We start from the raw sequence: 13,413 nt of genomic DNA on the forward strand, positions 1-13,413 counted from the left end.
TGCGATCTACGCGCCGCGGCGGCGGCCGGGGGCCTTCGTCGCATGATCGCGTGCGCCGTCTGACATGGACGACTGGCAGCTCGTCGTCGACTCGTTCTGGCCGCTCTTCTGGGGCGGCCTGACGGGGACGATCCCGCTCGCGCTCGCCTCGTTCGCGCTGGGCCTCGTGATCGCCGTCGGCATCGCGCTGCTCCGGCTCTCCGCCAACCGCGTGCTGTCGTGGTTCGCCCGCGCCTACGTCTCGGCGATCCGCGGCACCCCGCTCCTGGTGCAGCTGTTCGTCATCTTCTACGGGCTGCCGTCGATCGGCGTCACCCTGCCCTCGTGGCCGGCAGCCGTCATCGCCTTCTCGCTCAACGTCGGCGGCTATGCGGCGGAGGTGGTGCGCGCGGCCATCCTCTCCGTCCCGAAGGGCCAGTGGGAGGCGGGGTACACGATCGGGATGTCGAATGCGCTCACGATGCGGCGGGTCATCCTCCCGCAGGCCGCCCGGGTGTCGGTGCCACCGCTGTCGAACACGTTCATCTCGCTCGTGAAGGACACCTCGCTCGCCTCGCTCATCCTCGTCGCCGAGATGTTCCGGGTCGCCGAGCAGATCGCGACGTTCTCGAACGAGTTCCTGCTCGTGTACGCCGAGGCGGCGTTCGTCTACTGGATCTTCTGCACGGTGCTGTCGGCCGCGCAGTCGCGCATCGAACGGAGGCTCGACCGCTATGTCGCCCACTGAGACGACTCCGCTCCTCAGCGCCCGCGGGCTCCGCAAGAGCTTCGGCGACCAGGAGGTGCTGAAGGGCATCGACCTCGAGGTGCGCCGCGGCCAGGTCGTCGCGCTCATCGGGCCGAGCGGCTCCGGCAAGACGACGGTGCTGCGCTCCCTCAACGGCCTCGAGACGCCGGACGCCGGCACGATCGCGTTCGACGGCGGGCCGGAGGTCGACTTCGCCGCTCCCCGCGCGAAGGCGCAGCGCTTCGCCCTGCGCGACCGGTCGGCGATGGTGTTCCAGCACAACAACCTCTTCCCGCACCGCACGGTGCTCGAGAACGTCGTCGAAGGGCCCACACGGGTGCAGAAGGTGCCTCGGGCCGAGGCGATCGCGGAAGGGGAGCGGCTGCTCGCCCGCGTGGGCCTGGAGGAGAAGCGCGACGCGTACCCGCATGAGCTCTCGGGCGGGCAGCAGCAGAGGGTGGGAATCGTGCGCGCGCTCGCGCTGCGTCCCGACCTCCTCCTGTTCGACGAGCCGACGTCGGCCCTCGACCCCGAGCTGGTCGGCGAGGTGCTCGTCGTGATGAAGGAGCTCGCGGACGAGGGATGGACGATGGTCGTCGTCACCCATGAGCTGCAGTTCGCCCGCGAGGTCGCCGACGAGGTGCTCTTCCTCGACGGGGGCGTGGTGGCCGAGCGCGGCGCCCCCGCGCAGATCTTCCGCGACCCGCAGGGCGAGCGCACGCGTCGCTTCCTCGACCGGATCCTGCGCCCGTTCGACTGACGGCGACCGTCGGCGGAGAACGCCGCCGTCCCGACCGCCGACGGCGGCCGGGCTCGCCCGCGGTCGGATGCGTGGGGGCATCCACGAATCACGGCCTCGCCCGTCACGCGGCGAGGAGGATGGTACATCGCGGAGTTCGCCCTGTATATACGGCTCGATCTTCCTGCTGCCGTTGGCAGTCTTGACCGGTGTCCTCCGCCGCCGCCTCCGATCGCGGCGAGCCCCCGTATTCCGCCACACCGTGGGCGGCGTATGCGAAGGAGCTCGGACTCGCCATCCAGCGTCGCCGCCGGCAGCTGACGCTCACGCAGGTCGACGTCGCGTCGCGCGCGAACGTCACCCGCAGCTTCTACCAGCAGATCGAGATGGGCCGCCTCACCAGCGGGGAGCCGGCGAACCCGTCGATCTGGGTGCTCGTGTCGATCGCCCAGGCCCTCGACGTCGCGGTGGACGACCTGCTTCCCCACGGCTGGCTCATCGACCCCGCCGAGCGCAGGGCGTCCTGAGCAGGGCACGTCGCGGGCGCGCCGCGACGGCCATGGTCCGCACCGCGTAACAGACCGTCGACATCCGTCATCCGGCGACATCCCGCGACCAGCCCGCGCCGGGAAGATCCGAGCCGGGTCTAGCGTTTCGGGGGATGGCGTTCGGCACCGATCCGACGCGGACGAGAGGCGCACATGGTCACGGTCACCGGTTCGGAGGGCTCGTCGGATGCGGGCGGCGCGACGCTCGCGGCGGACGACGAGGCCATCCTCGACAATCCCGCCTGGTCGTCCCTGACGGGGGCGCATGCCCGCTTCGCCGTGGGCAACGAGCTCGTGAAGCACTACCCCGAGGACGTCTCGCCCTTCGTGGGCGTGCGCTCGTGGGACGACCCCGACGTGTGGGACGCCGTCATCGACGTGTTCGGCCATGGCGCCGAGGTGAGCGTCTCGAACGCCGACCCGGTGCTCCCGGCCGGGTGGGCCGAGGTGCGTCGCGGCGCGGGGGTGCAGCTCGTGCAGACCGCGCGTCTTGCCCCGCGCCCCGACGAGGAGGCGATCGAGCTCGGCGCCGACGACGTGCCGGAGATGCTCGCCCTCGTCGCACGCAACCAGCCGGGGCCGTTCCTGCCGCGCACGCACGAGCTCGGCCGCTACATCGGCATCCGCCGCGACGGGCGGCTCGTCGCGATGGCGGGGGAGCGGCTGCATCCCGACGGGTGGACGGAGATCAGCGCCGTGTCGACGGACGAGGCGTACCGTCGGCAAGGGCTCGCCTCGCGCCTCGTGCTCGACGTCGCGTTCCACATCCAGGAGCGCGGCGACCGGGCGCTGCTGCACGCCGCGGCGACCAACACCGGGGCCATCCGCGCCTACGAGAGGCTCGGCTTCCTGCTGCGGCGGCGCACGGAGTTCCTCGGCGTCCGCACGCCGTAGCGCGGGGAATCCGGCCCTCCCCAAACGGCGGCGAGCGGCCTAGACTGGGCGGACATCCGGCTCCCTCGACGAGGAAGGAGCACTCATGTCATCCGCCTGGCTGAGCGGCATCGATCCTCTGCACGGATCCCGTCTGCTCGTGGAGCGCGCGCACGACGAGCTCCTCGCGGGCAACAGCGCCGATCCGCGCCTGCAGCAGGTGCGCTCGCTCGTGCGCGACTCGTGGCGTCGCTCCGTGCTGAGCCATGTCCGCGCCGAGGCCGTCCCCGCGCTCGAACTGCGCGGCCGGGACCTGGACGCCTACCGGCGCGTCCATCCGCTCTCCGGGGCGATCGGGCTCATCCGGGGCCTCCTCCTCCCGGGTGAGACGGCCGAGGCGGGCGTCGTCGTCGCCGTGGGGGACGCCGCGGGCCGGCTGCTGTGGGTCGAGGGCGACCGCCGCGTGCGCTCCCGCACGGGCGACATGGGGTTCGTCGAAGGCGCGAACTGGGCCGAGGACCGCGTCGGGACGTCAGCTCCGGGGACCGCGCTCGCCCTCGGCCGCTCCGTGCAGGTGCGCGGCGCGGAGCACTTCAACCGCCTCGTCCAGCCGTGGTCGTGCACGGCCGCGCCCGTCCGAGACCCGGAGTCGGGACGCCTCCTGGGGGTGATCGACGTGACCGGCGGCGACGAGGCGGCGACCCCGCAGGCGCAGATGCTCGTGGACGCCACGGCGCGCGCCGTCGAGGGCGAGCTGCTCGTGACGCGTCTGCACGCCCGGCAGGGCCGGCGCGAGCCCGCGCGCCGACGCCGTCGGGCCCCGGATGCGTCGCGCGCGACGCTCAGCGTGCTCGGCCGCGATCGGGCGCTCCTCACCCTCGTCGGCGACGACGGAGAGCAGGTCGTCGAGCTGGGGCTGCGGCACGCCGAGATCGTGCTCATGCTCGCGACGTATCGGCAGGGGCTCACCGCCGAGCGTCTCGCCGAGCTCGTGTACGGCGACGCGTCGGCGGTCGGCACGCTGCGCCCGGAGATGGTCCGGCTGCGCAAGCTCCTCGCGCGGGTGGCGCCCGCGCTCGTGCCCGAGTCGCGACCGTATCGGATGACGGCGGCGATCGAGACGGATGTGCAGCAGGTGCTGTCGCTGCTCGACCGAGGGGCGCACCGGGTGGCGCTCACGGCCTTCCGGGGCGATGCGCTCCCCGACTCGGTCGCCCCCGGGATCGAGGAGGTGCGGGAGACCCTCCGTGCCGCGCTGCACGAGTCGCTCCTCGCGGAGGCGGGCGTGGACGTCCTCCTCGCCTACATCGACACGGACGCCGGGGCGGAGGACGTCGAGGCCCTCCGCCAGGTGCTGCGGATGCTGCCCCCGCGCTCGCCGCGCCGGCCCGGCATCGTCGCGCGAGTGGAGCGACTGGACTGAATCGGAGGGTGCAACCGGATGCAACGTCGTCTCGCCTAGCGTTGCCCCACACCTACGCGGGGTCGTGCCCCGCCGTCACGCAGTCGAAGGAGACAGCAATGACCATCGTGGAAGAAGGCGTCTCGAGCGTCTACGCCGCCCCCGGCGAGAAGGGGTCCGTCGCCCAGTACCGGGCACGCTACGGCCACTACATCGGCGGCGAGTTCGTCGAACCGGTCAAGGGCCAGTACTTCGAGAACATCACCCCCGTGACGGGCAAGCCGTTCACGGAGGTCGGCCGCGGCACCGTCGAGGACATCGACCGCGCCGTCGACGTCGCCTGGAAGGCGTTCGCGTCGTGGAAGAAGACCACGCCCAGCGAGCGCGCGAACATCCTCAACAAGATCGCCGACCGCATCGAGGAGAACCTCGAGGCGATCGCCGTCGCCGAGACGTGGGACAACGGCAAGCCGGTGCGCGAGACGCTCGGCGCCGACATCCCGCTGGCCGTGGACCACTTCCGCTACTTCGCCGGAGTCCTCCGCGCGCAGGAGGGCTCGCTCAGCCAGATCGACGAGGACACGGTCGCCTACCACTTCCACGAGCCGCTGGGCGTGGTGGGGCAGATCATCCCGTGGAACTTCCCCATCCTCATGGCGACGTGGAAGCTCGCCCCCGCGCTCGCCGCGGGCAACACGGTCGTCCTCAAGCCCGCCGAGCAGACCCCGGCGTCGATCCTCTTCCTCTTCGAGCTCGTCGGCGACCTCCTCCCGGCGGGCGTCGTCAACATCGTCAACGGCTTCGGCATCGAGGCCGGCGCCCCGCTCGCCCAGCACAAGGGCATCCGCAAGGTCGCGTTCACGGGCGAGACGACGACGGGCCGGCTCATCATGCAGTACGCGTCGCAGAACCTCATCCCGGTGACGCTGGAGCTCGGCGGCAAGAGCGCGAACATCTTCTTCGAGGACGTCTCGCGCGAGCAGGACGCCTACTACGACAAGGCGCTCGAGGGCTTCGCGTTCTTCGCGCTCAACCAGGGCGAGGTCTGCACGTGCCCGTCGCGTGCGCTCGTCCAGCGCTCGATCTACGACTCCTTCCTCGGGGACGGTCTCGAGCGGGTCGGGAGGATCCGGCAGGGCAACCCCCTCGACCCCGAGACGCAGATCGGCGCACAGGCGTCGAACGACCAGCTCGAGAAGATCCTGTCGTACATCGACATCGGGAAGCAGGAGGGCGCGAAGCTGCTCACGGGGGGCGAGCGCGTCGATCTCGGGGGCGACCTCAGCGGCGGCTACTACGTCGCGCCGACGGTGTTCGAGGGGTCGAACAGCATGCGGATCTTCCAGGAGGAGATCTTCGGCCCGGTCGTGTCCGTGACCTCGTTCGACGACTTCGACGGCGCCATCCACACCGCGAACGACACACTCTACGGCCTCGGCGCCGGCGTGTGGAGCCGTTCGGGAGACACCGCCTATCGCGCGGGCCGCGCCATCGAGGCGGGGCGTGTGTGGACGAACACGTACCACCAGTACCCGGCGCACGCGGCGTTCGGCGGATACAAGCAGTCGGGCATCGGCCGCGAGAACCACCTCAAGATGCTCGACCACTACCAGCAGACGAAGAACCTGCTCGTCTCGTACGCCGAGGGTGCGCAGGGCTTCTTCTGATCGACCGGCCCCGGATGGCCCGATCGGCTTCCGGGGTTGAGCGACAATCCATCTGCGCCGCGAGAATGCACGGGAGGGACGGATTCTCGCGGCGCGGGTGGATTCTCGCGGGAGAAGGGGGATCGGATGAGCGACGAGCTGAGCAGGGTCGCGGTGACGGACGCCGCCGCCGCGCTGCTGCGCACCCTCACGGCCCAGCACGGGCCGCTCATGTTCCACCAGTCGGGCGGATGCTGCGACGGCTCGGCGCCGATGTGCTTCCCCGTCGGGATGTACCTGACGGGTCCCGGCGACGTCCTCCTCGGCACGATCGACGCCGGTCTCGACGACCCGGTCGAGGTCTACATGTCGGCCGCGCAGTTCGAGTACTGGAAGTACACGCACCTGACGATCGACGTCGTGCCGGGGCGCGGGGCCGGGTTCAGCGTGGAGGGGCCGACCGGGATGCGGTTCCTCATCCGCTCGCGCATGCTGACCGAGCCCGAGCTCGAGCGCTTCGGGCTGGCTTCTGCCTAGGGCCCGTCGATTCGGCGACCGAATCCCGGGCGCGGGCGGTGTCGGCACGGATGCGCGGGCGCGCGGGCAGCGTCGCCCCCGCCTCAGGGAAAGAGGGCGCGGCCGAAGAAGAACGCGCCGCCGAGCGCCTGGAACGCGAACAGCCCCAAGAACACGGCGAGGATCACCCACACGCGGGTCGGCAGCCCGCGGCGCAGACGTCGTCCTCCCGCGGTGACGCCGGGCGGCGGCGCGAGGGGCGCGGCGGGCGCCGCGAACGGCAGCGCCTCGCCCGCGCGCCCCGTCCACGCGGCACCGGGCGCACCCACCAGGCGCTCGTCGCGCCAGCGGCCCCACTGCGCGAGCTTGTCGAGGAGCGCGCCGACGACGGAGAACAGCCACGCCCACGTCGCGGGGTCGAGCGTCGAGACCTGCCGCCGGGTGTAGAGGAACAGCCAGTCGTCGACGATCTCGACGTCGAGCTCGCCGGCGTGGTCGAGGAAGCGCGCCATGATGTCCGGCGTGAAGAGGTAGAGCGCGTCCGCCTCGTACCCCTCCGGGCAGGAGAGCGCGAAGTGCCGGTCGAAGTCGCCCTCGAGCGACAGGCGCTGCTGCTTCGCGAAGCCGACGGGCAGGTTCGACCCGAAGACGCTGTTGTTCCCGAGGGCGTCGAGCACGATGTGCGGCAGGGGAGCGTCGAGCCGGATGGCGACGTAGCCCCAGCGGTGCGTGGTCTGGTTCTTGCCCGCACCCGTCGTGTAACGGTAGTTCGCGAACTCGACGAAGCGCGGGGCCTCTCCGCGCACGAGGTCGTCGGCGCGGCGGCTGTGGCCGAGCCCGAAGATCATCCCCGGCAGCGCGGGGGCGGACAGGGACGGCACATAGCCCATCCCGTTCGCCCGCGCGAAGCGGTCGAGCCGATACCGGCGCTCCCGCGTGCGGCGTCGACCCGAGACGACGATCCCGACGATCACGGCGACCAGGAGCACGCTGACGACGGGGAACGCGACCGCGGCGGGCGCGAGCCCGCCGAGGCCGATTCCCGCCGACGCGAGGCCGACGAGCACCGTCGCGAACGTCGTGAGGGTGCCGCCGAGCAGAAGGACCGCGACCACGGCGACGACGATCCCGACGATCAGCTGCGCGTTCGCGGGCTTCGGATGGCGCCGCGCGAGGTCCCGTGCGAATCTGCCGACCTCGACGCGGTCGACGGCCTCGGTCAGCGCGCGGGCGTCGAACGGCGCGGGGGAGCCGCTCTGCGTCGTCACGGACATGGGGATCACGGTACAAGACGACGCGGCACGAGCACCTCGGCGCGCTATCCGACGATGACGTCGAGCGCGACGTCGCCGCACGCGGTGCGCGGGAGGGCGGCGAGTCGGCTCCCGCGCACGGAGTCGCCCGCCGCCGAGCGATGGTCGGTGGAGACGACGACCCGGCCGACGCCGTTGACGAGCGTGACGGGCCGGCCGATCTGCTCGAGCCGGGGCGTCAGATCGCGCTCGATGGAGTCGACGAGGATGTCGAGCGCCGCGACCCCCGCGAAGACGCCTCCGGTCGTCGTCACGGGCGCGGAGATCGTCACCGTGTACTCGTCGCTGCACAGGTAGTCGACGTACGGACCCGCGACATGGGGCGCTCCCGTGCGCAGGGGGACGCGGAACCACTCCATGTCGCTGTAGTCGATCCGCTCCTTCCCGAGCGGCTGCGAGGCGAGGACGAGCCTCGTCCGCGCGCTTCCCTGCCACCACGCGAGGTGGCCGCGCGCGCCGTCGACGAGATCGAGCGCGGCGATGAAGCCGGCCCCGTACGCCGCGACGCCGGGGAGCGCGAGCAGCGACATGGCGTGGGGCCGCACGAGGCCGTCGAGCGACGACGCGGTGAGCGGCGACGCGCCGCGCGTGCCGCCGAGGTCGGCGGAGAGCACCTCGGCCGTGTCGACGAGCGCCGTGACCGGCGCGCGGAAGTAGCTCTCGACGATCGACGCAGCGTGATCGACGGCGGTGCCGGTGTCGTGGTGCATCGTGACCTCCTGGAGGTGCGGGTCAGCCCTCGGACGCGGGCGGGCGGGTGCGGAGCTCGATCAGGGCGTCGATCACGTTCGTCGTCATCGTCTCGATCTCGGCGCCCGCGGCGGCGGCGTCGCCCGCCTCGACCGCCGCGATCACGCGTTCGAGCCCGGCGCGGTAGGCGTCGCGCGTCGGGGCCTCGGCGTCGATCAGCCGCAGGTACGGCGACAGCTCGGCCTGCAGCTGCATCTGGACGCGGGTCAGGCGCGCAGACTGGCTCAGCGCCACGAGCTCGAGCTGGGCGTCGTCGAGGATGCGCCGCCACGCTTCGACGTCCGACTCGTCGAGCCGCTCGAGGTGGCTGCCGACGAACCGCGCCTCGCTGGGATCGGCACGCCGTGCCGCGAGACGCATCGCGGCACCCGTCACCGCCGCGTAGTGGACGCCCATGTCGCGAAGGGAGGTGCGCGAGGCTCCCATCACCGCGGCGTGCGCGTGGGCGAGCGGGTCGGCGCTCTCCGCGACGAAGCTGCCGCCTCCGCGCCCTCGGCGCGTGACGACGAGGCCCCGCGAGCGCAGCGAGAGGAGCGCCTCGCGCACGGTCGTCGGGGCGACGCCGAAGCTCTTCGCGAGCTCGGTCTCGCTCGGCAGCCGTTCCCCGGCCCGCAGATGCCCGCCCGTGATCGCCTCGTCCAGGCGGCGTTCGACGAGGGCCGCGCGCCCCTCGTCGCCGATGGGCCGGAAGAGCGCCCCGTGCAGGCGGGGGCCGGGCGTGCGAGGCGGCGCCTGTGCGGTCATGGCGCTCCTCTCCCGGGCCGGGTAACACGACGGTCATCACCACGTTATGCGCATGACACGTGAAATATGAACTATGGGTTCATATGTTAAACGTCGACATCCTCGTTCATCGAGGACCCGAGGAGCAGCGATGAGCCCGTCACCCCTGGTCGCACCTGCACACGAGGCGTCGAGCGGACGCGACGCGGGTGCCGTCTCCCTCCGCGGGGTCTCGAAGTCGTTCGGCGCTGTCGCCGCCGTGCGAGACCTCGACCTCGATGTCCGCGCGGGGGAGTTCCTGTCGATGCTCGGGCCGTCGGGCTCGGGCAAGACGACCGTGCTGCGGATGATCGCGGGCTTCGAGGACGCGACGGAGGGGACGATCTCGCTCGGCGGGGTCGACGTGACCCGGGTGCCGCCCCACGCACGTCAGGTCAACACGGTGTTCCAGGACTACGCGCTCTTTCCCCACCTCACGATCGAGGAGAACGTCGGGTACGGCCTCCGGGTGCGTGGCGAGCGCAGGGCCGCACGGCGCGAGCGGGTCGTCACGGCGCTCGAGCAGGTGCGCCTCGCGCACGTCGCGTCCCGGCTGCCGCACCAGCTCTCCGGCGGCCAGCGTCAGCGGATCGCGCTCGCCCGCGCGCTCATCCTCCGCCCGCAGGTGCTGCTGCTCGACGAGCCGCTCGGCGCCCTCGACAAGCAGCTGCGCGAGCAGATGCAGATCGAGCTCAAGCAGATCCAGCGCGAGGTCGGCATCACCTTCGTCTTCGTGACGCACGACCAGGAGGAGGCCCTCACCCTGAGCGACCGGGTGGCCGTGTTCAACGGCGGGCGCATCGAGCAGATCGGCACGCCGCGCGAGGTGTACGAACTCCCCCGGACGGAGTTCGTCGCTCGCTTCCTCGGGCTGTCGAACGTGCTGCCGCCGGATGTCGCGGAGCGCGTCGCGGGCAGCCGCGCGGCGCTGAGCGTCCGGCCTGAGCGGGTGCGCATCGTCTCGCCGGGGGAGCACTCTCATCCGGGCGAGACGACGCTGGCGGGGACGGTGGCCGAGATCGTCTACACGGGGCCGACCACGCGCTACCTCGTCGACGTCGAGGAGGGTCTGCAGATCATCGCAGAGCGACCCAATGCGCACCATCCGGCCGCCACCGAGTCCTTGGCGCGTGGCACGGAGGTCCGCGTCGCCTGGCAGGCGGACCACGCCGCCCGACTCCCCTGAGACACCGTCATCCGTCCAGAACCATCGACCATCAAGGAGTGAGCACATGCGATCCACGATCATGACCGGGACGGCGCTGGTCGCCGTGTCCCTGCTGACGCTGTCCGGATGCAGCAGCACAGGCGAGGACGACGAGGCGCCGGGGCTGTCGATCGACGTCCCCGACGTGCCGATGCAGGAAGAGCTCGGCGACTACGAGGACGAGGTGAACATCGTCGCCTGGAGCGGCTTCGTCGAGCCCGCGTGGAGCGACGAGTTCACCGCGGAGACGGGGTGCGTCGTCAACCGGCGCGTCGCCGGAACGAGCGACGAGATGGTGCAGCTCATGCGCTCGGGCGACTACGATCTCGTGTCGGCGTCGGGCGATGCGAGCCTGCGCCTCATCGCGGGCGGCGACGTCGCGCCGCTCAACCTCGACCTCATCCCGAACTTCGGCGACGACATCGTCGAGGGGATGAAGGGCCAGCTGTACGACACCATCAACGGCCAGTCGTACGGCGTCCCCATCGGGCGCGGCGCGAACATCCTGCAGTACAACAGCGAGGTCGTCACCGAGGCGCCCACGAGCTGGGACGTCGCGTGGGAGGCCGACAGCCCCTACGCGGGGCAGATCATCGCGTACGACGCGCCGATCTACATCGCCGACGCCGCGGTCTACCTCATGGCGCACGAGCCCGACCTCGGCATCACCAACCCCTACGCCCTCGACCAGACCCAGCTCGACGCGGCCATCGAGCTGCTGCAGGAGCAGAACGCGATCGTGTCGGAGTACTGGTCGGATGCGGCGGCGCAGGTCACCTCGTTCGTCGGCGGCACGACCGTGCTCGGCACCTCCTGGGAGGTGCTGCGCAAGCTCACGGAGGACGAGAAGTTCGGCAGCGTCCTCCCGGAGGAGGGGTCGACCGGATGGTCGGATGCGTGGATGCTCTCCGCGCAGGCGGCGAATCCCGACTGCGCGTACGCGTGGATGGACTACACCTCCTCCCCGGAGGTCAACGGGGCGATCGCGATGAACTTCGGCATGGCGCCCGCCAACGCGGCGTTCTGCGAGACGAGCGACGAGGCGCAGGCGCACTGCGACGACTACCACGCGACCGACGAGGAGTACTTCGAGAACGTCTGGTTCTGGACCACCCCGATCGAGCAGTGCATCGACGGCCGCACGGACGTCACGTGCACCAACTTCCAGCAGTGGACGGACGCCTGGCTCACCGTCAAGAGCTGACCGCGCGGGCGGGGCGGCTCACACCGCCCCGCCTCCCCTCACGACAGGACGAACATGAAACGGCGACTTCGCCTCGCGAGCCTGCTCGCGCTGCCGATGGCGTGGCTCATCGGCATCTACATCCTCTCCCTCGTCATGCTGCTCGTCACGGCGTTCTGGGTGACGGACCCGTTCACCTCGAAGGTGACGCCGGGCTTCACGCTGCGCAACTTCGAGCAGCTCGTCGTGAATCCGGCGTACCTCTCCACGGCGCTGCGCACGCTCGGGATCGCGCTCGCCGTCACGGCGCTGTGCATCCTCGTCTCCGTGCCGCTGGGGATCTTCATGGCCAAGATCGCGCCCGCCTGGCTGCGGGCCGTGCTGGCCGTCGCCATCACGCTGCCGTTGTGGGCGGGCTACCTCGTGAAGATCCTCGCAATGCGGATCACCTTCACCGAGGACGGGTTCTTCAACGCGGTGCTCTCGCCGCTGGGCATCAGCGGCCCGGGCTTCGGCATCGTCACGGTGGTGCTCACCCTCACCTACCTCTGGCTGCCGTACATGTCCGTCCCGGTGTACACGGCCATCCGCCAGCTTCCGTCCCACCTCTTCGACGCCTCGGCCGACCTCGGCGCGGGTGCATGGCGCACCATCCGCACGGTCGTCCTGCCGCTCATCCGGCCGGCGATCATCGCGGGATCCGTCTTCACGTTCTCGCTGAGTCTCGGCGACTACCTCGCCGCCCGGTTCGTGGGAGGGTCCACGCAGATGATCGGCAGCGTCATCGCGTCGAACATCAACCTCAACCCGCCGATCGCGGCGGCCTTCTCGATCGTGCCCATCGTCTTCGTCGTCGTCTACCTGGTCAGCGTGCAGCGCACGGGCGCGCTGCAGCGGATGTGAGGTCATCGTGCTCAGACTCTCCCTCGGCGCCAAGGCGGCGCTCGGTGCGATCGTCGTCGCCGTGCTCGCCTTCATGTACGTGCCGCTCCTGCTCGTGGTGCTCAACTCCTTCAACGCCGCGCGCATCGCGAGCTGGCCCATCCGGGGCTTCTCACTCGAGTGGTGGGGCAGGGCGTTCACGAGTGAGCCGATCCACGCGGCCGTGGGGAACTCGATCGTCGTCGGCCTCGGCGCCACGACCGTCGCACTCGTCCTCGGCACGCTCGTCGCCTTCGCGCTGCGGCGCCACTCCTTCTTCGGCACGCAGACGGTCAGCCTCCTCGTCGTGCTGCCCATCGCCCTGCCCGGGGTCGTCACGGGCGTCGCGCTCAACAACACGTACAACCAGCTGCTCGAGCCGATCGGGATCCACGTCGGGTACTTCGGGATGATCGTCGCGCACGGCACCTTCTGCATCGTCATGGTGTTCAACAACGTGCTCGCGCGTCTGCGGCGACTGAGCCCCTCCGTGGAGGAGGCCGCAGCGGATCTCGGCGCGACGCCGTGGCAGACGTTCCGGATGGTCACGTTCCCGCAGTTCCGCGGCGCCTTCGTCGCGGGCGGCGTCCTCGCCTTCGCCCTGAGCTTCGACGAGGTCGTCGTGACGATCTTCACGGCCCCGCCCGGTGTGGACACGCTGCCGCTGTGGATCATGAACCAGATGGCGCGGCCCAACGAGGCGAGCGTCGTGAACGTCGTGGCGACCGTCATGATCGTGCTCTCGCTCGTCCCCGTGTGGATCTCGCAGCGGCTCGCGAGGGACGCCGACTGATCGGCGGCGTCTTCTACGATCGGACTCGTGGCG

The 13,413-nt window shown here is 71.0% G+C and carries 14 protein-coding genes; 11 read left to right on the forward strand and 3 right to left on the reverse strand.

Going from position 1 to position 13,413, the window contains the following annotated elements; all coding sequences use genetic code 11:
• Positions 1-64: 64 nt before the first annotated feature.
• From N8K70_RS00770 to N8K70_RS00800, 7 genes are all read left to right on the forward strand, one after another.
• Positions 65-727 carry an amino acid ABC transporter permease gene (locus N8K70_RS00770; protein ID WP_317139705.1) on the forward strand — a complete coding sequence of 221 codons (663 nt, stop codon included), beginning with the start codon at positions 65-67 and terminating at the stop codon, positions 725-727.
• A complete protein-coding gene (locus tag N8K70_RS00775) occupies positions 714-1,487 on the forward strand; it encodes an amino acid ABC transporter ATP-binding protein (protein WP_317139706.1) in 774 nt (257 codons plus the stop codon). Before N8K70_RS00770 ends, N8K70_RS00775 begins: the two co-directional genes overlap by 14 nt.
• Positions 1,488-1,675: 188 nt before the next feature.
• Complete coding sequence (locus N8K70_RS00780) at positions 1,676-1,993, forward strand: helix-turn-helix domain-containing protein (protein ID WP_317139707.1); 318 nt, start codon at positions 1,676-1,678, stop codon at positions 1,991-1,993.
• Positions 1,994-2,167: 174 nt separating this feature from the next.
• Positions 2,168-2,908 (forward strand): GNAT family N-acetyltransferase, encoded by a 741-nt coding sequence (locus N8K70_RS00785; protein WP_317139708.1) that lies wholly within the window; start codon positions 2,168-2,170, stop codon positions 2,906-2,908.
• Positions 2,909-2,993: 85 nt separating this feature from the next.
• Complete coding sequence (locus N8K70_RS00790; RefSeq protein ID WP_317139709.1) at positions 2,994-4,310, forward strand: GAF domain-containing protein; 1,317 nt, start codon at positions 2,994-2,996, stop codon at positions 4,308-4,310.
• A 98-nt stretch (positions 4,311-4,408) separates the two neighbouring features.
• Entirely contained in the window at positions 4,409-5,956 is a 1,548-nt protein-coding gene (gene exaC / locus N8K70_RS00795; RefSeq protein ID WP_317139710.1) for an acetaldehyde dehydrogenase ExaC, read from the forward strand.
• A gap of 126 nt (positions 5,957-6,082) precedes the next feature.
• On the forward strand, positions 6,083-6,472 hold the full coding sequence (locus N8K70_RS00800) for a DUF779 domain-containing protein (protein WP_317139711.1): 390 nt from the start codon (positions 6,083-6,085) through the stop codon (positions 6,470-6,472).
• Between the two features lie 83 nt (positions 6,473-6,555).
• On the opposite strand, the gene N8K70_RS00805 is transcribed toward N8K70_RS00800, so the two are convergent.
• The 3 genes from N8K70_RS00805 to N8K70_RS00815 are packed head-to-tail and all read right to left on the reverse strand — an operon-like array spanning position 6,556 to position 9,258.
• The gene (locus N8K70_RS00805) at positions 6,556-7,725 is read right to left on the reverse strand and encodes a hypothetical protein (RefSeq protein WP_317139712.1); all 1,170 of its coding nucleotides are present in this window, start codon (positions 7,723-7,725) and stop codon (positions 6,556-6,558) included.
• A gap of 44 nt (positions 7,726-7,769) precedes the next feature.
• Entirely contained in the window at positions 7,770-8,474 is a 705-nt protein-coding gene (locus N8K70_RS00810; protein ID WP_317139713.1) for a cache domain-containing protein, read from the reverse strand.
• A gap of 22 nt (positions 8,475-8,496) precedes the next feature.
• Positions 8,497-9,258 carry a winged helix-turn-helix domain-containing protein gene (locus N8K70_RS00815; protein ID WP_317139714.1) on the reverse strand — a complete coding sequence of 254 codons (762 nt, stop codon included), beginning with the start codon at positions 9,256-9,258 and terminating at the stop codon, positions 8,497-8,499.
• 130 nt (positions 9,259-9,388) lie between these two features.
• Here N8K70_RS00815 and N8K70_RS00820 point away from each other — a divergent pair, with 130 nt between their 5' ends.
• Genes N8K70_RS00820 through N8K70_RS00835 form a run of 4 tightly spaced genes read left to right on the forward strand, consistent with a single transcriptional unit; the run spans position 9,389 to position 13,380 of the window.
• Entirely contained in the window at positions 9,389-10,462 is a 1,074-nt protein-coding gene (locus N8K70_RS00820) for an ABC transporter ATP-binding protein (RefSeq protein WP_317139715.1), read from the forward strand.
• A 46-nt stretch (positions 10,463-10,508) separates the two neighbouring features.
• Positions 10,509-11,687, forward strand: coding sequence for an extracellular solute-binding protein (locus N8K70_RS00825; protein WP_317139716.1), 1,179 nt, complete (start codon positions 10,509-10,511; stop codon positions 11,685-11,687).
• A 54-nt stretch (positions 11,688-11,741) separates the two neighbouring features.
• The gene (locus N8K70_RS00830; RefSeq protein ID WP_317139717.1) at positions 11,742-12,569 is read left to right on the forward strand and encodes an ABC transporter permease; all 828 of its coding nucleotides are present in this window, start codon (positions 11,742-11,744) and stop codon (positions 12,567-12,569) included.
• Between the two features lie 7 nt (positions 12,570-12,576).
• Positions 12,577-13,380, forward strand: a complete 804-nt coding sequence (locus N8K70_RS00835) for an ABC transporter permease (RefSeq protein WP_317139718.1) — start codon at positions 12,577-12,579, stop codon at positions 13,378-13,380.
• Positions 13,381-13,413 lie beyond the last annotated feature (33 nt).

This window comes from Microbacterium sp. AB (assembly GCF_032878875.1).
In the GTDB taxonomy this organism is placed as follows: Bacteria; Actinomycetota; Actinomycetes; order Actinomycetales; family Microbacteriaceae; genus Microbacterium; species Microbacterium betulae.